Raw genomic sequence first — 20912 nt, forward strand, 5'->3', positions numbered from 1 at the left:
ATCAATAGATGCTGAACGGGAAGTACTTGTCGTTGATCTTCTTGTAGGTGCCGTCAGCGACGATTTCTTTCAGCGCGGCGTTCAGCTTCTCGCGGATCGGGTCCTTTTTACGGACAGCGATGCCGATCTTGTCGCTTTCTTCCACGGGATCGCCCTTGAACTCGTAGCTACGGCCAGCGTCGCTTTTCAGCCACTCGTAGTTGACGTACTTGTCGGCCAGGATGCCGTCCAGGCGGCCGGAAGTCAGGTCGAGGTAGGCGTTTTCCTGGGTGTCGTAGAGCTTGATGGTGATGTCGTCACCATAGTTGTCTTCCAGGAAGGTGCCGGCCAGGGTCGCGCGCTGGGCACCGATGATCTTGCCTTTGAGCGCCGCCTTGTCGGTTTTGAAGTCGATGTCTTTCTTGGCGATGAACTGCAGCTTGTTGGAGTAGTACGGGTCGGTGAAGTCCACCGCTTGCTTGCGCTCGTCGGTGATCGACATCGAGGAGATCAGGAAGTCGAACTTCTTGGCGTTCAGGGCCGGGATGATGCCGTCCCAGTCGGAGGTCACGACGGTGCACTCGACTTTCATCTTGGCGCACAGGGCGTCGCCGATCTCTTTGTCGAAGCCGACGACATTGCCACTGGCATCTTTATTGTTGAACGGCGGGTAAGCCGCTTCGATGCCCATCTTCAGGGTTTCGGCCATGGCACCGGCGCTGAACGCCAGGGTGACAGCGGCAGCCAGGAAGACCTTTTTGTAGTTCTGCATGTGGGTAGCTCCGTTAGCGGTTGCTGGACATGAATTGTTTGCAGCGCGCCGAAAGCGGGTTTTCGAACACCTGCTGTGGCGATCCTTGCTCTTCTACCAGGCCCTGGTGGAGGAACACCACTTCGCTGGAGACCTGACGGGCGAAGCCCATTTCGTGGGTCACGAGCAGCATGGTGCGGCCTTCTTCGGCCAGCGCGCGGATGACATTAAGTACTTCCTGGACCATTTCCGGGTCAAGCGCCGAGGTGGGCTCGTCGAACAGGATGACCTTGGGCTGCATGGCCAGGGTGCGGGCGATGGCCGCCCGTTGTTGCTGGCCGCCGGACAACTGCGCCGGGTAGGCGTGGCGCTTGTCGGCGATGCCGACCTTGGCCAGCAGGGCTTCGGCCACTTCGATGGCTTCGGCCTTGCTCTGGCCGAGCACGCGGCGCGGCGCTTCGATGATGTTGTCGAGCACGCTCATGTGCGGCCACAGATTAAAGTTTTGAAACACAAAACCGATTTCGCTGCGCAGGCGATTGATCTGCTTGCCGTCGGCGGCCACCAGTTCACCGTTCTTCGCGGCCTTGAGCTTGAGTTCTTCGCCGGCGACCAGGATCTGGCCCTGGTGCGGGTTTTCCAGCAGGTTGATGCAACGCAGGAACGTGGACTTGCCGGAGCCGGAGGAACCCAGGATCGAGATCACATCGCCGTCGCGGGCGGTCAGCGAGATACCTTTGAGCACCTCCAGCGAACCGTAGCGTTTGTGCAAGTTGCGGATTTCAAGCGCGGGCGTGGCCTCAGCCATGTGCGTTCCTCATATATGTTGCGCTCCTGCTGTTGGCGGCCTTCCTGGCGAGGCGGCCAACCTAGCATAGCGTTTCAATGGCAGCCAACAGCGCTAGGGACGGTAAACGGCTGGTGCGTGGCAGGTTGTCGCATCAGCGCAGCAGACTGTCGCCCCATCAACAACCGAACAGCCGTTTGAACCTTGCCTGTCGATAAAAAGCGCGGTGGCTGCCGCAAAAAAAGGCGCGATGTTGCCAGCTTTGACAGGGTGTTGGAAGCGCTATCCGGCCAAATGCACCGCTTGTGCACTTTTAATGTGCGCGGAGCTATTTTCAGGTGTGTTTCCGGTGCGCTGATTCACCCCACAAAGTGGGTCGCAGGGTAACGTTCTGGCAAAGTGCCATTGAATTCAATGGGTTGCGATGACTGTCCGGTCGAGGCGAGATCGCCGGGTTAGAGGGTTTTGAAATATTTTGGCGCAATTATTGCGTGCAGAATCCAGAACGCCCTGTTGGCTTCTTTTTACGAGAAGGTCCGCCGAACGGGATGCACGCATTCGCTTCTCCTTACAAAGGTAGTTTTAATGAGCAGTACCCAAAGCTCTAGTGGCCTCGAACAGGGGCTCAAACCGCGCCACGTGACCATGCTGTCGATTGCCGGGGTTATCGGCGCCGGCTTGTTCGTTGGCTCGGGTCACGCCATCGCCGCTGCAGGTCCGGCTGTTCTGTTGGCTTACGCCGCCGCCGGCATGTTGGTGGTGCTGGTGATGCGCATGCTCGGCGAAATGGCCGTTGCCTCGCCGGACACCGGTTCGTTTTCGACTTACGCCGACCGCGCGATCGGTCACTGGGCCGGTTTCACCATCGGCTGGCTCTACTGGTGGTTCTGGGTGCTGGTGATTCCACTGGAAGCCAACGCCGCCGCGACCATCCTGCATGCCTGGTTCCCTGGCGTGGACATCTGGGCTTTCGCTCTGGTCATCACGATGCTGCTGACCGTGACCAACCTCTTCAGCGTAAAGAACTACGGTGAGTTCGAGTTCTGGTTCGCCCTGCTCAAGGTTGTGGCAATCATTGGTTTCATTGTTCTCGGCGTCCTGGCGATCTTCGGCTTCCTGCCGAACAGTCAGGTCAGCGGTGTTTCGCACCTGTTCGACACCCAGGGCTTCCTGCCAAACGGCATGGGCGCGGTGTTGGGTGCCATCCTGACCACCATGTTCTCCTTCATGGGCACCGAGATCGTGACCATCGCGGCTGCGGAATCGAAAGATCCGGGCAAGCAAATCTCCAAGGCCACCAACTCGGTGATCTGGCGGATCGGCTTGTTCTACCTCGTATCGATCTTCATCGTTGTGGCCCTGGTGCCATGGAACGACCCGATCCTGGCCAGCGTTGGTTCCTACCAGACCGTGCTTGACCGCATGGGCATCCCGAACGCCAAGATGATCGTCGACATTGTGGTACTGGTTGCCGTGACCAGCTGCCTGAACTCGGCGCTCTACACGTCCTCGCGCATGATGTTTTCCCTGGGCAAGCGCGGCGATGCGCCGGCGATCTCCACGCGCACCAACAAAAGTGGCACGCCTTACTGGGCAGTGATGTTGTCCACCGGTGCCGCGTTCCTGGCAACATTCGCCAACTACGTGGCCCCGGCTGCGGTGTTCGAATTCCTGCTGGCCAGCTCCGGCGCCATCGCATTGCTGGTGTACCTGGTGATTGCGATTTCGCAACTGCGCATGCGTAAGCAGCGTATAGCGCGGGGCGAGAAAATCGCCTTCAGCATGTGGCTGTTCCCGGGCCTGACCTACGCGGTGATCGTCTTCATCGTCGCGGCCCTGACCATCATGCTGTTCCAGGATGCCCATCGCGTGGAAATTCTTGCGACCGGCTTGCTCAGTGCCCTGGTGGTAGCGACCGGCTTGCTGGTGGCTCGCCGCCGCAAGCTGGAAAAACGCGGCGCGGTAGTGCTGAACTGATCCATACCGCGTAATGCAAAACGGCCGCTGTCAGTGATGACAAGCGGCCGTTTTTGTTTCTGTCGATTGCTCTGTGTTCATTCGACATGAACCCAGTCTTCTACGCGTAACCCAGGAACGCGCTCAAACTCCCGCAGGTTGTTGGTGACCACGATAAACCCGCGTGAGCGTGCGTGCCCGGCAATCATCTGGTCGTACGGGCCTATGGGTGTGCCGGCCTTTGCCAGCTCGGATCGGATCATCCCGGTGTGCGCTGCAGCTTCGTTGTCGAAGGGCAGGACTTCAAGTCGGGCGGAGAAGCCCTCGATGACCGCCAGGTTTTTTTCGGGGGCAGCTGATTTTTCTGCTCCGTAGATCAGTTCCATCAGCGTGACCGCACTGATGCACAGTTGGCCGTGATGACGGTTGAACGCCTCCCGTACCACCTGTGGTTTGTTCTTGATGGTGAAGATGCAGATGTTGGTATCGAGCATGTACTTGATCATCAGAACGACTCACGCTCCTGATCGGCAGGTTGCTCGCGATCGGTCATGAAGTCTGCCGTGATGCTTTCTCCATCGAACCAGCTGTCCCAGGTTTCACCGGCGGGCGTGATGATGCGGCTTCTGCCGACGGCGACGACGTCGACTCGTTTCACGTCGCTTGGCATGGCCACGGCTTTCGGCAGGCGAACGGCCTGGCTTCGATTGCTCATGAAAAGGGTTGTCTGTTCCATCTGGACCTCCTGCGCTTTTGCTGGCGCGATGAGTCCAAAGGATAGGTTTTGTGTTGGATATGTCAACGGGATATACGTGGTGTCTGACGGAAGGAAAGTGCTCGATTCAGAGCCAAAAAAAGGCCGCTGTCAGTGATGACAAGCGGCCGTTTTTGTTTGAGTCGTAACCCTTACTCAGCTTTTTCTTCCGGCGCTTCCAGCGACTCGCGGTAGACATCCAGTGCCGCGCCGAAATCGGCGATGAACTGTGGCTCGCTCAGCCATGCCTGGGCGGCGTCGCGGTCCATGCCGTCGGCCCACATGCGGTAGTCGATCAGCATGTCGGCGGCCAGGTGGGTGGCGGCCATGCCTTCGTCGTCGGCGTTTTCCATGTCCAGCAGTTCTGGATGGTCGATGATGATAAAGGCGAGGTTCGTCAGCAGCACCGAGAGCATTTCACTGCGGCTGACGGCTTCCGCGTCGCGCATTTTGCTGAACATCGCGAAGGTATATTCCGGGATCGGCTCGGGGACATCGCCCAGGTCCTGGTCCACAATCGATTTTCTGCCAACCATGCGGATCTGCTTGGCTTTGGCTTTTGCGCGCTTGGCGCGTTTCTGTTGCTTGTTCAGGGAGGCCATGGGAACTCAGTTCGGTTTCTGTTGGGTTTGCGCGGCAATGGCGTCGGACGCCGCCACGTAGTCGGCCTGGAAGGCCGGTGATTCGATCCACGCCAGGGCGCCGGCCTCGTCGGTTTCAGTGGACCATTGGCGATACTCGATCAGCGCGGCAAGGATGAAGTCCATCGCACCTTCTTCGCCTTCCTGCTCGTACACCAGTTCCAGCAACGGGTCTTCCAGGAAGGCCGTGCACAGGGCTTGCTGGCTGATCTTCTCGGCGTCGATCATTTTCTTGAACAGTTCGGTCAGGTCCACCGACTCGAAGTCGATGCGATCGTCGTTCGGGTCCAATTCCACCGGCGCGGCAGCCCGCTGGGTGCGGTTCTGCTTGGCCTTGGCCTTGGCGCGGGATGCGCGTTTGTGCTGCTTGTTGGCGGAGGCCATGGGCGTCGTTCCGTATTCGTTGAAAGGGCAAAAGGCCTAACTGCGTGGCACTCGCCGCCCGGGGGTATCGGGGGCCAGTTCACCGTTTTGCAGCCAGGCCAATGCAATGGGCCATAGTGTGGCTTGGTATGCGCTGCGAAAAAAGGCGAAATGTCCGACTTCTTCTTCTTCGCCGATGTCTTCGGGGTGGATACGCAGGTGCGAGTTTGTGCTGCCGGTGAAGTAGCCGAGCAGGCGTTCGATGGCCGGGACCGTGCCGTAGGGATCGTCGCTAATGCTGATGGCCAGGGTTTGCGCGGTGACGCCGGCAAAGGGCAGCTGTCCGGCGGTTTTGCTGATTGTGCGGCCGCTGGCGCGTTTCTCGTAGCAGGCAGTGGAGAGGCTCCAGTCACGGACTACGCCGGCGGGTGTGTCTTCCAGCCAGCCAAGGCGTTTGCCCGGAAAGTAGCCGTAGATCATCGTCACCAGCGGCATCAGCACATGCCACTTGCCGAACATGCGCCAGCGATGGGCCGGCGCGTAGTCGCGCCAGTAGGCGAATTGCGCACCGACTGTCACCAGACGCCGGATCAGGTGCCCGGACGCCCCCAGGCCCGCTGCACAGCCGCCAAAACTGTGGCCGACCACATCGATAGGCTGCCTTGGGAACTCACGCTGTGCGCGCTTGAGCATCGCCTCGAAATCCAGCGCTCCCCAATCGGTCCACGAGGCTTGAAGCCCCTTGAGCGACGCCGGCCGCGACTCGCCGATGCCGCGGTAGTCATAGGTGATGACATCGAAGCCGTGGGCGAACAGGTAGTCGGCGAAGCGCGAGTAATGGCGGCAACGGACCGAGGTGGCGGCATTGATGATTACGACTGGACGAGCGGCGTCCTGAGAGGCGTGTCGCCAGGTGAAGCCACCGAGGATGAAACCGTCCGAGGCGGTTTCCTTGAACGGTTTGCCGGGCGCGGTAGTTGGCAGCGGCAACTCGATGAGAGTGGTGGCCAGTGGAGGCGTGTCCTGCAAATTCATTGGCGTCAGACCTTTGCGGGTAGCTGCCAACGATAGTCTTGATGCCGTTGATGAACAATCCGTTCGCCTCAACGCGGTTGTTGATCGAACAGTCGTTCTTCAAGTGCCGCCCGTTCCCGATTCAGCTCATTAAGCAGTTCCTCCTCACTCGGCAGGCCCCGCTTGTACTTGCTGGCGAACAGTTGCTCGTTTCCTTCCTGCACTGAGTAACGCACCACGGATTCATCCTTTTGCGCGCAGAGAATGATGCCGACGGTTGGGCCGTCTTCCACGCCGCGTTTGAGGTCGTCGTACATGCGCACGTACATGTCCATCTGCCCCACATCCTGGTGGGTCAGTTCACCGCGCTTGATATCGAAGATGACGAAGCATTTGAGCATGTAGTTGTAGAACACCAGGTCGATGTAGAAGTCTTTACTGTCGGTACTGATGCGTTGCTGGCGGGCAATGAACGCGAAGCCCTTTCCCAGCTCCAGCAAGAAGTCCTGCAGTTTTTCGATCAGCGCTTGTTCGATCTCGCTTTCTTGAAGCTTGCCGGCATTGGGTAAGCCAAGAAACTCCAGTACCACCGGATCGCGGATGAAATCCCGAGGGCTGGCCTTCATGTTTTGAATGTGGGTGGCGGCCTCCTGCTTGACGCTGCCGCGATCGCGGCTCGCCAGCAGGCGTTCGTAGTACAACGTATTGATCTGGCGCTCCAGTGCTCGGCTTGACCAGTTCTGGGTGGCTGATTCGTTCATGTACCAGAGGCGAGCGCTGTCGTTGTCGACCCGAAGCAAGCGGCGGTAGTGGGTCCAGCTCAATTCGTGATGCAGTGCGTCACGAATTGGAAAGGCTTGATAGAACAGACGCATATACCGAAGGTTGGAAGCGTCAAATCCCTTTCCGAACTCCGCAGTTAGCGCTTTGGCCAAGGTCGACGGTAACTCTTTGCCATACCTGACCCGTCGCGCGCCGTTCTGTTCGAACTCAACGATGTGCCGACCAATCTGCCAACAGGTTTGCACTTGTACGGTATCGACCGCCCGAAGCACCTTCTGACGTGCCTGATGGATCAATTTGCCAAGGTTGCCAAGCAGTGATGCCAGATGTGGGTCGTGAGTGTCGTTGTGTGTGAGGGCCGTCATGAGGTCTTCCGCAGCAAGTTGAACAGCGAAAGAGAATGACAAGTGAGCACCTTTCGAAGATGCCGGGGATTACTGAAAAACAGGCAGGAAATACCGGGTTCGCCGGCAGGACGGGTCTGATGGTGGGCGAGGGCTGAGGAACAAATGGCGTAGTACGTTTCGTACTCAGGTCAAATCAATCTAAACCCCTCCCTCCGGCTGGAAATCCAAAGAATGTAACGATTGGGTTCTGCAGAACCCGGGAGTCGTCATCATGAAATACTTCCATTCACTCCTGTTGCCTCTCTCCGCCGTCGGCGTGTTGATGTTTCCATCGATGCTGCCCGCCGCCAGCCTTGATCCCATCGACAGCGCTGGCGTACAGGTGCAACGCCAGGAGCAAAACGGCATCGTCTACCTGTCCGGCGGTATCGGTGAGGATGAGTCCAAGGCCATCCAGCAGACCACCGGGTACAACCTGCACATGACGTTCTCTGTCGGAGGGGAAAATGAATACACCCCTGACGTGAATGTAGTTATTCAGAAAGCCCCGGGGCAAACCGTGCTGACGCTCAATGACGCCGGTCCGCTGGTTTACGTGAAACTGCCTGCCGGGAAATACACGGTCATTGCAACGCGCAAAGGCGAAACACGGCAGGACGTTGCCGATGTTGGCAGCGGTGCAGTGCGTAATCTGGTTTTTCACTGGAATGATGCGAGTTAACGAGAGGCTCTAAACCCTGGGTCCTGCGACTCAGGGTTTTTCGTTATTGACACCCTCGTACGTGTGGATGAGTGCAACGCGTAGAGGGTTGGTTTCTACGCTCAGCAGCTTGATGGCCAAGGCGCAGCAGACCACGATCAACATAGGTTTGATCAACCGCGGTCCGACCCGAACAGCGGCCCGCGCACCCAATTGAGCGCCGACGAAGGCCGCCAAAGCCATGGCTATGGCTACCGGCCAGATAATCACACCTTTGGTGATAAAGACCGACAGAGAACCGAGATTGCATGACGCGTTGGCAAGTTTGGTAAAACTCATGGCGCGCATCATGCCCAGGCCGCAGAGCAGTACGAATCCGACGATAAAGAATGAGCCTACACCGGGGCCAAATATACCGTCGTAGAAGCCCAGAATCGGCGCAACGCTAAACGAAAAAAGCAGAATGCCAATTCTCTTGCGTCGATCTTCATTGGCCAGCTTTGGAGAGAGCGCAAAATAGATGGCTACCAGAATCAGCATGATAGGTACGCAAACTTCCAGGTAGCGCTTATCAATAGAGCTGACCAGCAAGGCACCGCTGGCGCCGCCAATAAATCCGCAGACAACCAGGAAACGGCCTTCGCGCCACTCGATCATTCCTTTGCGAGCGAAAGTTACAGTTGCCGAAACAGTTGCCGAAGCGGCCTGGAACTTGTTCGTGGCAATCGCACTGATGGGGTCCACCCCAGCCAGAAAAAGTGCAGGCAATGTTATCAGTCCGCCCCCACCCGCAATCGCATCAAAAAAACCGGCGCAGAACGCCACGAGCGCCAATAGGCTAATTACATCCCAAGACATCCCAATCCCTCTAATCCAATTATTGGCAAGTCATCTACGTGACTGGCTACTCAACAGTCAGGGCGTGCGGCAAAAGTCAGCCCTGCAGCCTCAGCGGGTCTTCTGAAATAACGATAGGAGGCGAAAATTTCGACAGGCCAAAAATGCCGATTCTGCACAAACCGACGATAAGCGTATGTCATCCATTTCCGTTAAAGCAGACAGAGCGTTCTGACAGAGCAGGGACAATCAGGAATTACCGATATCCGATGCCTGAAGGCTTTTCGGTAGTCAGCCTCGGCAACCGTTACGGTCGCTTGCGGACGTGGTGACAGGAGGTGGGAAATTGTTGCTTCAATGGAGGCTGGGCCGTTGCCTCATCAAATTGCAGGCATAAAAAAACCCTGAATCTTGCGATTCAGGGTTTTCGGTATTTGGTGCCCAGAGACGGAATCGAACCGCCGACACGGGGATTTTCAATCCCCTGCTCTACCGACTGAGCTATCTGGGCAACGGGGCGCATTAAACGGGTTTTTCAGGGGGTCGTCAAGCAAGTTTTCAAAAAAATTTTAATTATTACCGTCGCTTACGTTCCGACCCCCGATAAATCGGGGTTATTCCGATGGCGGTACGTAGCCTTCGGCCTTGGCGTAATCCTCGCCGGAGAAGTACTTGTCCATCTCGCCCTGAAGATATTTGCGATCTTCGGCGTTCATCATGTTCAGGCGTTTTTCGTTGATCAGCAGGGTCTGGTGCTTCTGCCAGTCGGCCCAGGCCTTTTGCGAGACGTGGTCAAAAATGTCCTGGCCTTTGGCGCCCGGGAACGGAGCACGTTCCAGGCCTGGCAATTCTTCTTTGTACTTGCGGCACATGATGGTGCGGGTCATGACGACTCTCCTGCGTTCAATACGGCGGCCGCGCGTTCGAGCAAGGTTTTGACCGGGGCGGCAAGGCCCAGGCGCGGCGGGGTGGCGAGGTTATACCAGAGCCAGTCAGCCTCGGCCACGTGATGGCCGGACTCCTGGACCTGAACCAGCCAGGGTTCGATGGATAACTGAAAATGGCTGAAGGTGTGCACCAGGTTAGGCAATGCCTGTTGGGTGCCCAGTTCCAGCGAGTGCTGCGATGCCAGGTGCGGCAAGTCGTCGAGGTCGTCGAGTTCCGGCAGGCTCCACAAACCGCCCCACAGGCCCGTGGACGGGCGACGGTAAAGCAGGATCGCACCGTCGTCGTTGGCGAGCATCGGCATCAAAGTGCGTTTCTGCGGGATGGCTTTGCGCGGCTTGGGGATCGGGTAGCGGGTTTCCAGGCCGAGCATGTGCGCCTCGCAGCCCTTTTCCAGCGGGCATAGCAGGCAGCTCGGTTTGCTGCGGGTGCAGAGCGTGGCGCCCAAGTCCATCATCGCTTGAGTGTAGGCGTTGGCCCGGTCGTGTGGCGTAAAGCGCTCAGCGTTGGCCCAGAGCTGTTTGGCCACCTTCGGCTCGCCAGGGTAGCCCTCTTGCGCAGTAAAGCGCGCCAGGACGCGCTTGACGTTGCCGTCGAGGATCGGCGCGCGCAGGCCCATGCTGATGCTGGCAATGGCACCAGCGGTGGATAGGCCGATCCCCGGCAGATCAGTGAGCTTTTCCACATCCCGGGGGAATTCGCCGCCGTACTGCTCGACGACGATCTTTGCGGTCTTCTGCAAATTGCGCGCGCGGGTGTAGTAACCCAGGCCCGTCCACAGGTGCAGTACTTCGTCTTCCGGCGCGCACGCCAGCGCTTCGACCGTCGGCAGCGAGGCCATGAAGCGGTCGAAGTAGTTCAGCACGGTGCTGACCTGGGTCTGCTGCAGCATGATTTCCGAGACCCATACCCGATACGGGTTGATGTCTTGTTGCCAGGGCAAATCGTGACGGCCGTGGCGGTCGAACCAGTCCAGCACCGCCGTTGAAAACTGCTCGGCTCTCATCGCTTGAACAGCTCCTTGAGCGCGTCTTTCAGTTTCGGGTCGACCTTGTCGCCCCATTTCTCGTCGATTTTTTCGCTGATCCTGTCGCCTGCCAGTTTGCCCGCGACCTGGCTCATGCGGTCATTATCCAGGCGGCAAGCCTTGGCACCCAGCTCCAGCGGGCCGCGGCAGCGCAGTGGCCACTCGACGCCGACAAACTTGTCGCCGACCTGGCAGGCCGGGTCCGGCATGGCGCTGGTATCGCCTTCGACGATGATGCCGACGCGGTAGTCCATGCCCAGCACTCGCAGATCGATGTCACCGTCACCTTTGACGGTCATGCCCGGGATGCGCACTTTCAGATCCGGGTTGCTGGCCACGCCGTTACGCAAGGTCAGGTTGCCCTTGAGCTCCTGGAACGGTGTGTCCTTGCCCCGGGGTTCGCCGTTGAGGGTTTTGCGGTTGAGCGTGGCGATGCCTTTGCACAGCTGTTGCTCAAGGTTGGCGTTGAGCAGCACGCCATTGTTGATCACGAAGCTGGCGTTGCCGTTGAGGGTTTCGATCAGCGCTTTCTGGCTGTTGCCGCTGCCGGTCAGGCTGCTGTTGAGCGTGACCAGGCCTTTGACCGGCGGGTTCTTGCCCTGGCTTTCGAGGATTTTTTCTGCAGGTACCCGGCTGATCTTCGTCTGCAAGTTCAGCGCCGGCACTGGCTGGCGCACATCGAGCGTGCCGGTGGTTTCGAAGTTGCCCTCGTACAGGTCGCCGCGCAGGTTGGCCAGTGTCAGCAGGCCGCCCTGGCCGGTGGCCTTGAGTGCCGCGTTATGGATCGGCAGTTTTTGCAGGGTCAACTGGCCGAAGGTCAGGTCGGCGTCCACATCGAGCTTGCTCAAGCGTTCCACGGGCAACAGGCGCTCGTTGCTCCAGGCGTCCTTGGTCGGCGCGGGTGGCAACGGAGTACTGCCGGCGCCGGCCATGGCATCGGCTTCGGTGCTGGCGACTTCGGCCTGACGCACTTGTGTCGCGCTATTGGCCTCGGCGGATTTCGGCGGCAGGTAACGGTCGACGTTGAAGGTGTCGGCCTTGAGTACTGCGCGCAGCGATTGCTTGGCGAAGTCTTCGACGGCAATGCGGCCGCTGAAGGTGCTGTCGTCGACTTTCAGGTTGACGTTATCGAACGCCAGGCTGGTGGGTGTTGCCGCCAGACGGCTGACCAGCTCGACCTTGCTCAGGCTGCCTTCGGCCATGGCCGGGAGTTTCTGGCCGATACTGTCGACGAATTTCGCCAGGTCGAACTGGGCAATCGAGATGCCGCCGCTGACCTGTGGGGTCTTGTCGAGGTCGTTGACCTTCAGTTCACCCAGTGCCCGCAGCTGGTTCGCGGAGATCTTGATGCCGGTCCACTCGGCGACATTGGCGGCCTTGTCCAGCACCAACTGGCCCTGGGCGGAGAACGTCATGCTCTTGCCTTGCAACGGGTCGCCGGTCACTTCACCGGACAACTTCATGTCTTCGAGCTGATAGCGCTGCAGTGCACGTGCGATGCGCAACTCGCCATTGAGCTCGGTACGCACTCGCAATGCCGGCTGGTTGGCTGACAGGAAAGCCGTGAGCTTGAGCGGAATGTTGACGGAGTCGTGAACCGCACCGGTGCTCAACTGGATGCTTTCGGCGCTGAAGCTCTTGCCGGTTTTTTCGTCGCTGTATTCGACCCGAGCGTTGTTCACGGTCAGGCTGTCGATGTCCAGGCGGATCGGTTGCGGCGGTTTTTTGGTCGCGACGCTGGCTTCGGGTGCAGGTTCACTCGCTGCGGGCGCAGTACCGGTCGCGTCGGTACTGGCCGCTGCCGGCACCTTGCCGACGTCTTCCCAATTGCCGTGGCCGTCCTTGTCACGGTTCAGGCGCAGGTTCAGGCCCTCGACGCGCACGTCGCTCATCTGCACTTCACGGCGCAGCAGCGGCAGTACGCGCACCGACAGGCCGAGCATCTGCAAGTCGGCAAACGGCTCGGCCGGCTTGATCAGGGTCGCCACACTGGCGTCGTGCAGTTCAAGGCCCAGCCACGGGAACAGGCTCCAGCCGATATCGCCATTGAGCGTGAGCTCGATGTGGGCCTTGTCGCGGGCAATCTGGCGAATCTCGTCTTTGTAGTCGTTGGGATCGAAGAGGTGGGTCAGGGCAAAGCCCAGCGCCACAATGATCAGCAACAGCCCGAGAAGTACCAGACCCAGGATTTTGCCGAACGCTTTCATGGGCGAGTCCTTGTAATTAGTCGAATTCAAAATTTAGCCGAGGAGTATAGCGCCCCCGAACAGACGACCGGTCGGTGATCACGCCGGCAGCACATCCAGCGGCAGTTTCAACTTCGCGGCCAGCGCCTGAGCCTCCAGATGCCCGGCAGGCGCCAGCAGGCGCAGGGGCATGCCCGATTGCGCGGCCATTTTCCGGGCTTCGGCGACCAGTCGCTCGGCAACACCACGGCGACGGGTGATTTTTCGTACACATATTTGGGACAAGTGCCAGGCGTCTTGGTGCCTTTGCAGGCGGGCCGCGCCCAGCAGGCGATCGTTGAAGCGTCCGGCGATCAGTGTGCCGTCGCGCAAGCAGTCTTCGATCAACTGCGCGGCCCCGGAAAAAGGTGCGAACAGCCAGTCCGGGGCGTCGCTGTAGATCTTCTGCAGATCCTGCCGATCCTGGGCAGTGGCTTGGTTCAGCGGCTCGACAATGATCGGCATGGTGATTCCTGTGAGGTCATGAAGCGATAGAGATCAGATGACGTACAAAAGGTGATGTCAGTTTGGTTTTTCTGTCACTGGCAAATGGTAACCTTTGCCCGTTCGTCCGTCCTTCTGCGACCTGTTGTCGCACAACAAGGTGCTCCACCAAAAAAACGGTCATGCCTGCGTGCATAGAGGCCGGGAGCGGGCTGTGGCTGGCGAACCATACTGACAATTGGGGGATACACAATGACCACGAGCATCACGGCGGACGGCTTCAGCGCCGACCAGCCAGCGTTCCTGTCCAAGGAGCGGATCATCGCCAAGCCCGGTTTCAACCGTTGGCTGGTGCCACCGGCCGCGCTGGCCATCCACTTGTGCATCGGCATGGCCTACGGCTTTTCGGTGTTCTGGTTGCCGCTGTCCAAGGCGCTGGGCGTCACAGCTCCAGCGGCCTGCGCACCCGACATGAGTTTTATCGCACAAGTCTTTTCGTCCCAGTGTGACTGGCCGATCTCGATGCTCGGCTGGATCTACACCCTGTTCTTCATCTTCCTCGGTTGCTCGGCCGCCATCTGGGGTGGCTGGCTGGAACATGCCGGACCGCGCAAGGCCGGTGTCGTATCGGCACTGTGCTGGTGTGGAGGCCTGCTGATTTCGGCGTTGGGGGTGTATACCCACCAGATCTGGTTGATGTGGATCGGCTCCGGGGTCATTGGCGGTATCGGCCTGGGCCTGGGCTACATTTCGCCGGTGTCGACCCTGATCAAATGGTTCCCGGACAAGCGCGGCATGGCCACCGGCATGGCGATCATGGGCTTCGGCGGCGGCGCAATGGTCGGCGCTCCGCTGGCGGCGGCGCTGATGGGGCATTTCGCCTCGCCAACCAGCGTCGGCGTGTGGCAGAGCTTCCTGGTGATGGCTGCGATCTACTTCGTGTTCATGATCGGTGGCGCGCTGTCCTACCGCGTTCCGCCAACCGGCTGGAAGCCTGAAGGCTGGACGGCCCCGGCGAAAAAAGCCTCGAACGCGATGATCACTCATCGCCATGTGCACGTGAATGTGGCCTGGAAAACGCCGCAGTTCCGTCTGGTGTGGTTGGTGCTGTGCCTGAACGTATCGGCCGGTATCGGCATCCTCGGCATGGCGTCGCCGCTGTTGCAGGAAGTGTTCGCGGGCAAGTTGCTGGGCAATGACCTGGCCTTCGGTCAGCTGGACGCCTCGCAACTGGCTTCGATCGCCGCCATCGCTGCCGGTTTCACCGGTTTGCTGAGCCTGTTCAACATCGGAGGGCGCTTCTTCTGGGCTTCGTTCTCGGATTACCTGGGTCGTAAAAACACCTACTTTGTGTTCTTCGCCCTGGGTTTTGCCCTGTACGGACTGATTCCAAACCTCGGTCACTTGGGCAGCGTCGCGCTGTTCGTGGCGGCGTTCTGCATCATCCTGTCGATGTACGGCGGTGGTTTCGCGACCGTTCCTGCGTATCTGGCGGACCTGTTCGGCACGCAAATGGTCGGTGCGATTCACGGTCGTCTGCTGACGGCGTGGGCTGCTGCCGGTGTGCTCGGTCCGGTGCTGGTGAACTACCTGCGTGAATATCAGCTGAGCATCGGCGTCGAGCGTGCGGCGGCCTACGACATCACCCTGTACATCCTCGCCGGCCTGCTGGTGTTGGGTTTCCTGTGCAACCTGCTGGTGCGTCCGGTGGCGGACAAGTACTTCATGACCGACGCCGAACTGGCCGCCGAACAGGCGCTGGGCCATGACAAAGGCGCTGACAGCAGCACCGTACTGGAGTGGAAAGCCGCGCCGGGCACCAAGCCGCTGGCGATTGCAGCGTGGCTGGTGGTGGGTATTCCGTTGGCGTGGGGTGTTTGGGTGACCTTGCAGAAGACGGCAGTGCTGTTTCACTAAGTAAACGCATAACCCTTGTAGGAGCGAGCCTGCTCGCGATAGCGGTCTGACAGTCGACAATGATGTTGAATGTGAGGGCCTCATCGCGAGCAGTCGAGCGTCGACCGGCTGCTCCTACAGTTGTTTTGGGGTGTCCGAAATGGCTTGTACTGACATGTATATCACCGGGCATGCGGGATTCACTCCGTCAGGGATATCACCTCGCGTGTTTCTGTTTGGCGCCCGCACGCCTATAATGGCTGCCTTTTTCGCCCAATGATTTTGCGGAGCTGGTGATGGCCGAACGTAAGGCGTCTGTCGAGCGCGACACTCTGGAAACCCAGATCAAAGCCTCGATCAACCTCGATGGCACCGGAAAGGCCCGATTCGATATCGGTGTTCCTTTTCTTGAGCACATGCTGGACCAGATCGCCCGCCACGGGCTGATCGACATGGATATTGTCAGCAAGGGCGACCTGCATATCGATGACCACCACACGGTGGAAGACGTCGGTATCACCCTTGGCCAGGCTTTTGCCAAAGCCATCGGCGACAAGAAAGGCATCCGTCGCTACGGCCACGCCTACGTGCCGCTCGATGAAGCGCTGTCGCGTGTGGTGATCGACTTCTCCGGCCGTCCAGGCCTGCAGATGCACGTTCCGTACACCCGCGCCACCGTCGGCGGCTTTGACGTTGACCTGTTCCAGGAGTTCTTCCAGGGCTTCGTCAACCACGCCAACGTCAGCCTGCACATCGACAACCTGCGTGGGCACAACACCCACCACCAGATCGAAACCGTGTTCAAGGCTTTCGGCCGCGCCCTGCGCATGGCCGTGGAGCTCGATGACCGTATGGCCGGGCAAATGCCATCGACCAAGGGCGTTCTGTAATGCAGACAGTCGCGGTTATCGATTACGGCATGGGCAACCTGCACTCGGTGGCCAAGGCCCTCGAGCACGTCGGTGCCGGCAAGGTGCTGATCACCAGCGATGCCAACGTGATTCGCGAAGCCGACCGGGTGGTTTTCCCCGGCGTCGGCGCCATTCGCGATTGCATGGCGGAGATCCGTCGCCTCGGCTTCGATTCGCTGGTGCGTGAAGTCAGCCAGGACCGTCCGTTCCTTGGCATCTGCGTGGGCATGCAAGCCTTGCTCGACACCAGCGAAGAGAACGACGGCGTCGACTGCATCGGCCTGTTCCCGGGCGCGGTGAAGTTCTTCGGCAAAGACCTGCATGAAGACGGCGAACACCTGAAAGTCCCGCACATGGGCTGGAACGAAGTGAAGCAGAAGGTCAGTCACCCGCTGTGGCACGACATTCCGGACCTGGCGCGGTTCTACTTCGTGCACAGCTACTACATCGCTGCCGCCAACGCGCGGCAGGTGGTGGGGGGCGGTCACTACGGTGTCGATTTCGCCGCGGCGCTGGCCGAAGGCTCGCGTTTCGCCGTGCAGTTCCACCCGGAGAAAAGCCATACCCATGGCCTGCAGTTACTGCAGAACTTCGCTGCATGGGACGGTCGCTGGTAAATGGCAATCAAGAAAAAACCGCCGATTCTGACCCTCACTCCCGAGCAGGAGAGCGAGGCCAATCGCAAGATCAAGCGTTTCATGGAAGACCGCTTCGAACTCGACCTCGGCTCGTTCGAGGCGGCGGAGATTCTTGAGCTGTTTACCCGTGAAATTGCTCCGCACTATTACAACAGGGCGATTTTCGATGTGCAGGCGCACCTCAAAGAGAGGTTCGAAAGCATCGAAAGCGACCTGTGGGCGCTCGAGAAAAACTGATTTTCGAGCCAAGCTGATCATTCAAATTTGAAGGTTTGCCAGATGCTGATTATTCCCGCTATCGATCTCAAAGACGGTGCCTGTGTTCGTCTGCGCCAGGGCCGTATGGAAGATTCCACGGTGTTCTCCGATGACCCGGTGAGCATGGCTGCCAAGTGGGTGGAAGGCGGTTGCCGCCGTCTGCATCTGGTCGACCTGAACGGCGCCTTCGAAGGCCAGCCAGTCAACGGCGAAGTGGTCACTGCCATCGCCAAGCGCTACCCGAACCTGCCGATCCAGATCGGCGGCGGTATCCGCTCCCTGGAAACCATCGAACACTACGTGAAAGCGGGCGTGAGCTACGTGATCATCGGCACCATGGCCGTGAAAGATCCAGCCTTCGTTGCCGAAGCCTGCCGCGCATTCCCAGGCAAGGTGATCGTTGGCCTGGACGCGAAGGACGGCTTCGTCGCTACCGACGGCTGGGCTGAAATCAGCACCATTCAGGTGATCGACCTGGCCAAGCAGTTCGAAGCCGACGGCGTGTCCGCGATCGTTTATACCGACATCGCCAAAGACGGCATGATGCAGGGCTGCAACGTACCGTTCACCGCCGCGCTGGCTGCTGCCACGAAGATCCCGGTGATCGCTTCCGGCGGCATCCACAACCTCGGTGACATCAAGTCGCTGCTCGACGCCAAGGCGCCCGGCATCATCGGCGCGATCACCGGCCGTGCGATCTACGAAGGCACCCTCGATGTCGCTGAAGCGCAAGCTTTCTGCGATTCGTACAAAGGCTGAGGAAACGACCATGGCCCTGGCCAAACGCATCATCCCTTGCCTGGACGTGGACAACGGCCGGGTGGTCAAGGGTGTGAAATTCGAAAACATCCGCGACGCCGGTGACCCGGTGGAAATCGCCCGTCGTTACGACGAGCAGGGCGCCGACGAGATTACCTTTCTTGACATCACCGCCAGCGTCGATGGCCGCGACACCACACTGCATACCGTCGAACGCATGGCCAGCCAGGTGTTCATCCCGCTGACCGTGGGCGGTGGCGTGCGCACCGTGCAAGATATCCGCAACCTGCTCAATGCCGGTGCGGACAAGGTCTCGATCAACACCGCCGCGGTGTTCAACCCGGAATTCGTCGGCGAAGCCGCTCAGCATTTCGGTTCGCAATGCATAGTGGTAGCCATCGACGCGAAGAAGGTTTCCGGACCGGGTGAAACCCCGCGCTGGGAAATCTTCACCCATGGCGGTCGCAAACCAACCGGCCTCGACGCCGTTGAGTGGGCGAAGAAAATGGAAGGCCTGGGTGCCGGCGAAATCCTGCTGACCAGCATGGACCAGGATGGCATGAAAAACGGTTTCGACCTGGGTGTCACCCGCGCCATCAGCGATGCGCTGGGCATTCCGGTGATCGCCTCCGGCGGTGTCGGCAACCTGCAACACTTGGCCGACGGCATTATCGAAGGCCACGCCAGCGCGGTACTGGCGGCGAGTATTTTCCACTTCGGCGAATACACCGTGCAGGAAGCCAAGGCTTATATGGCCCATCGCGGAATCGTGATGCGTTAAACAAACCGGTACAGGCCAGTGGACACCATGGCGTACCCAAGGCACTCTTGGGTACGCCATGGATTTCGGTAGCCAGACATGCTTAAACGCTTTCTTCTCGTCCTTGCCAGCGCTTCTCTGTTGTTGATCAGCGGAGCAAACGCTAAAGACAGCCCCGATACCGACCTGGTGTTGCTGACGGAGAATTTCCCGCCGTACAACATGGCGAAGAACGGCAAGAACTTCGCTCAGGACGAGAACATCAATGGCATCGCCACCGATATCGTCCGCGAGATATTCAAGCGCGCCGACATTACCTACAGCCTGACGCTGCGTTTCCCTTGGGAGCGGGTGTACAAACTGGCTCTGGAAAACCCCGGTTACGGTGCCTTCGTGATGGCGCGTCTGCCCGATCGCGAAAAACTCTTCAAATGGGTCGGCCCGATTGGTCCCGACGACTGGATCATGTTGGCCAGGGCCGACAGCAAGATTACCCTCGAAACCCTCAATGACGCGCGCAAATACAAGATCGGCGCCTACAAGGGCGATGCGATTGCCGAGACGCTGGCCAAGCAGGGGCTTAATCCGATTGTTGTGCTGCGTGATCAAGACAACGCGAAAAAACTGGTCAACGGCCAGATCGACCTGTGGGCCACCGGTGACCCGGCAGGCCGCTATCTGGCGCGCCAGGAGGGCGTGAACGGGCTCAAAACCGTGCTGCGGTTCAACAGCGCCGAGTTGTACCTGGCGCTGAATAAAGACGTTCCGGATGAAACCGTCGCCAAGCTGCAAGCCGCGCTGGATCAGCTGCGCAAGGAAGGCATCGTTGACGACATCATGGGTCGCTATTTGTAGCAATTACCTCGATGTGGGCTGAAGCGCAGCGTCCGGCATCGCGCTCAAGTACACGGCGCTTGTAAACACGTTATTCAACATCGCCCTTGTCAGCTGCTGTTCTCCTGAGGCGACACCGATAATACAGAGCGCATGTGCGCCGCTTTGTGGCCCGATTTCAGTATTGATGTATGCGTCTTCAGAGCTGAGGGCGGCGCTGTAATTGTCGGGAGCTTTGCAGTCCCTGGCGTTACTGACCGTTTTGTAGCGATACAAGGGCGCCTCGAGGGAGAACCTGAAATCCCACGTAGGCAATACGATCCGCCCCTCCGCGTTTTGCGTTCCATGAACGTATGACTTGAGCTTCCAAGGCTCCGAGACAGTCAGTTCGACCGGTTTCAGGGAACAGTCCCGCCCATTACTGGTAAAGATGCCGTCGATAAAGCAGTAGTACAGAAAGTTGGCGGAATAGCTGTAGTTGAAATGCGTTGCCTGGCAGGACGATGAGTGTTCGCAGCCGGGGGGAGTTGACATGTTGCGGTAGGCTCCGACTTTACTGACGATGCCGGTGATTTCGTTGGTGCGGCGGTTCAGCATCGGGCTACCGGAGCTGCCAGCGTAAAGATCGCAGCTGTTTTTCATGGCCAAAGGGAACACCCCGGGGTGATCGATGAATGTTCCGGCGGTTTGTTCGGCACAGGCGCTCAATCGAAGCCCCTGCTCGGTAAAGCCGCCCGGCGCGCCAACGTTAAGCACATCATGGCTCTCGTAGGTTTGATGGGACGCCAACTTGAGCGGATTGACCCCGGCCTGTATCAGCGACGCCAATGTCGCGTCGACCTCGAGTACTGCAAGATCGGTCCCGACCAGGCTGCTCCATCGGGCAGTTCGGATGGCGTATTGGCGCTTACGCTGTGGCACGTCATGAAAGTAGTGGAAGGTGACGCTGGCTTTCAAAGGCAAATTGGTCCGCGCCGAACCGTACTCAAAGAACACGCAATGACCGCTGGTGAGCAGGTAAGCAGGGCCAGTGGCTTGGCCTTGTCTGTTACGCGTGTCCAGTAGAACGGCGCTGCAGGTCTCGCCCGATTGGAGACTGAGTCGTCCCACGCCGCTCCAGATTTCATAAAAATGCTCGCTGTTTTGCAGAGCTCTTGATGGTGAATCGTTGACGGCGCCTTCGCCCAAATCGCGAGCCTGCACTGCGGAAATAGCCAGCAGGCCAAGCAAGCCTGCGAAGCAAAAGAGGCTGAGGTATTTCATGTCCATTCCTTGGTGATGAAATTCAGGGTGAGCGCTATCG

The 20912-nt window shown here is 59.1% G+C and carries 23 protein-coding genes and 1 tRNA gene; 9 read left to right on the plus strand and 15 right to left on the minus strand.

Annotated features, from left to right (window positions below; all coding sequences use genetic code 11):
• Position 1: 1 nt before the first annotated feature.
• Both AC3IX1_RS01590 and AC3IX1_RS01595 read right to left on the minus strand, forming a co-directional pair.
• Entirely contained in the window at positions 2-751 is a 750-nt protein-coding gene (locus AC3IX1_RS01590) for an ABC transporter substrate-binding protein (protein WP_489386872.1), read from the minus strand.
• 13 nt (positions 752-764) lie between these two features.
• Positions 765-1538, minus strand: a complete 774-nt coding sequence (locus AC3IX1_RS01595; protein ID WP_007972784.1) for an ABC transporter ATP-binding protein — start codon at positions 1536-1538, stop codon at positions 765-767.
• A gap of 564 nt (positions 1539-2102) precedes the next feature.
• Between AC3IX1_RS01595 and gabP the strand changes: the two genes are divergently transcribed.
• Positions 2103-3494 carry a GABA permease gene (gene gabP, locus AC3IX1_RS01600; protein ID WP_489386873.1) on the plus strand — a complete coding sequence of 464 codons (1392 nt, stop codon included), beginning with the start codon at positions 2103-2105 and terminating at the stop codon, positions 3492-3494.
• Between the two features lie 77 nt (positions 3495-3571).
• On the opposite strand, the gene vapC is transcribed toward gabP, so the two are convergent.
• From vapC to AC3IX1_RS01630, 6 genes are all read right to left on the minus strand, one after another.
• Positions 3572-3979: a type II toxin-antitoxin system tRNA(fMet)-specific endonuclease VapC gene (vapC, locus tag AC3IX1_RS01605; protein WP_489386874.1), complete on the minus strand. Its 408-nt coding sequence runs from the start codon at positions 3977-3979 to the stop codon at positions 3572-3574.
• Positions 3979-4209 carry a type II toxin-antitoxin system VapB family antitoxin gene (gene vapB, locus AC3IX1_RS01610; protein ID WP_056725827.1) on the minus strand — a complete coding sequence of 77 codons (231 nt, stop codon included), beginning with the start codon at positions 4207-4209 and terminating at the stop codon, positions 3979-3981. The genes vapC and vapB overlap by 1 nt, the downstream gene beginning before the upstream one ends.
• Before the next feature lie 170 nt (positions 4210-4379).
• Positions 4380-4829, minus strand: a complete 450-nt coding sequence (locus tag AC3IX1_RS01615) for a hypothetical protein (RefSeq protein ID WP_489386875.1) — start codon at positions 4827-4829, stop codon at positions 4380-4382.
• 6 nt (positions 4830-4835) lie between these two features.
• The gene (locus AC3IX1_RS01620; protein WP_476199526.1) at positions 4836-5252 is read right to left on the minus strand and encodes a hypothetical protein; all 417 of its coding nucleotides are present in this window, start codon (positions 5250-5252) and stop codon (positions 4836-4838) included.
• 36 nt (positions 5253-5288) lie between these two features.
• On the minus strand, positions 5289-6266 hold the full coding sequence (locus AC3IX1_RS01625) for an alpha/beta hydrolase family protein (RefSeq protein ID WP_489386876.1): 978 nt from the start codon (positions 6264-6266) through the stop codon (positions 5289-5291).
• A gap of 68 nt (positions 6267-6334) precedes the next feature.
• Positions 6335-7393, minus strand: coding sequence for a PDDEXK nuclease domain-containing protein (locus tag AC3IX1_RS01630; protein ID WP_489386877.1), 1059 nt, complete (start codon positions 7391-7393; stop codon positions 6335-6337).
• 253 nt (positions 7394-7646) lie between these two features.
• On the opposite strand from AC3IX1_RS01630, the gene AC3IX1_RS01635 reads away from it, so the two are divergent.
• Positions 7647-8096 carry a carboxypeptidase regulatory-like domain-containing protein gene (locus tag AC3IX1_RS01635; protein WP_489386878.1) on the plus strand — a complete coding sequence of 150 codons (450 nt, stop codon included), beginning with the start codon at positions 7647-7649 and terminating at the stop codon, positions 8094-8096.
• Positions 8097-8126: 30 nt separating this feature from the next.
• Here AC3IX1_RS01635 and AC3IX1_RS01640 read toward each other — a convergent pair whose 3' ends face one another.
• The 6 genes from AC3IX1_RS01640 to AC3IX1_RS01665 all read right to left on the minus strand — a co-directional run bounded on the left by AC3IX1_RS01640 (position 8127) and on the right by AC3IX1_RS01665 (position 13574).
• A complete protein-coding gene (locus AC3IX1_RS01640) occupies positions 8127-8933 on the minus strand; it encodes a TSUP family transporter (protein ID WP_489386879.1) in 807 nt (268 codons plus the stop codon).
• 414 nt (positions 8934-9347) lie between these two features.
• Positions 9348-9423 (minus strand) — tRNA-Phe (locus tag AC3IX1_RS01645).
• Between the two features lie 103 nt (positions 9424-9526).
• Entirely contained in the window at positions 9527-9799 is a 273-nt protein-coding gene (locus AC3IX1_RS01650; RefSeq protein WP_007989188.1) for an oxidative damage protection protein, read from the minus strand.
• Complete coding sequence (mutY, locus tag AC3IX1_RS01655; protein WP_489386880.1) at positions 9796-10863, minus strand: A/G-specific adenine glycosylase; 1068 nt, start codon at positions 10861-10863, stop codon at positions 9796-9798. Before mutY ends, AC3IX1_RS01650 begins: the two co-directional genes overlap by 4 nt.
• On the minus strand, positions 10860-13091 hold the full coding sequence (locus AC3IX1_RS01660; protein ID WP_489386881.1) for an AsmA family protein: 2232 nt from the start codon (positions 13089-13091) through the stop codon (positions 10860-10862). Before AC3IX1_RS01660 ends, mutY begins: the two co-directional genes overlap by 4 nt.
• 78 nt (positions 13092-13169) lie before the next feature.
• Complete coding sequence (locus AC3IX1_RS01665) at positions 13170-13574, minus strand: acetyl-CoA sensor PanZ family protein (protein ID WP_489386882.1); 405 nt, start codon at positions 13572-13574, stop codon at positions 13170-13172.
• Positions 13575-13805: 231 nt separating this feature from the next.
• Between AC3IX1_RS01665 and AC3IX1_RS01670 the strand changes: the two genes are divergently transcribed.
• The 7 genes from AC3IX1_RS01670 to AC3IX1_RS01700 all read left to right on the plus strand — a co-directional run bounded on the left by AC3IX1_RS01670 (position 13806) and on the right by AC3IX1_RS01700 (position 19630).
• Positions 13806-15470, plus strand: a complete 1665-nt coding sequence (locus tag AC3IX1_RS01670) for an OFA family MFS transporter (RefSeq protein WP_489386883.1) — start codon at positions 13806-13808, stop codon at positions 15468-15470.
• A gap of 275 nt (positions 15471-15745) precedes the next feature.
• Positions 15746-16339, plus strand: coding sequence for an imidazoleglycerol-phosphate dehydratase HisB (gene hisB / locus AC3IX1_RS01675; RefSeq protein ID WP_489386884.1), 594 nt, complete (start codon positions 15746-15748; stop codon positions 16337-16339).
• Complete coding sequence (hisH, locus tag AC3IX1_RS01680) at positions 16339-16977, plus strand: imidazole glycerol phosphate synthase subunit HisH (RefSeq protein ID WP_057712412.1); 639 nt, start codon at positions 16339-16341, stop codon at positions 16975-16977. The genes hisB and hisH overlap by 1 nt, the downstream gene beginning before the upstream one ends.
• On the plus strand, positions 16978-17235 hold the full coding sequence (locus tag AC3IX1_RS01685; protein WP_093227621.1) for a DUF2164 domain-containing protein: 258 nt from the start codon (positions 16978-16980) through the stop codon (positions 17233-17235).
• A 42-nt stretch (positions 17236-17277) separates the two neighbouring features.
• Complete coding sequence (hisA, locus tag AC3IX1_RS01690) at positions 17278-18015, plus strand: 1-(5-phosphoribosyl)-5-[(5-phosphoribosylamino)methylideneamino]imidazole-4-carboxamide isomerase (protein ID WP_489386885.1); 738 nt, start codon at positions 17278-17280, stop codon at positions 18013-18015.
• A 10-nt stretch (positions 18016-18025) separates the two neighbouring features.
• Positions 18026-18796, plus strand: coding sequence for an imidazole glycerol phosphate synthase subunit HisF (gene hisF / locus AC3IX1_RS01695; protein WP_007972752.1), 771 nt, complete (start codon positions 18026-18028; stop codon positions 18794-18796).
• 78 nt (positions 18797-18874) lie between these two features.
• The gene (locus AC3IX1_RS01700) at positions 18875-19630 is read left to right on the plus strand and encodes a substrate-binding periplasmic protein (protein WP_489386886.1); all 756 of its coding nucleotides are present in this window, start codon (positions 18875-18877) and stop codon (positions 19628-19630) included.
• A 3-nt stretch (positions 19631-19633) separates the two neighbouring features.
• On the opposite strand, the gene AC3IX1_RS01705 is transcribed toward AC3IX1_RS01700, so the two are convergent.
• Positions 19634-20872 (minus strand): trypsin-like serine peptidase, encoded by a 1239-nt coding sequence (locus AC3IX1_RS01705; protein ID WP_489386887.1) that lies wholly within the window; start codon positions 20870-20872, stop codon positions 19634-19636.
• Positions 20873-20912 lie beyond the last annotated feature (40 nt).

The organism is Pseudomonas sp. KH_046_2 (assembly GCF_057838985.1).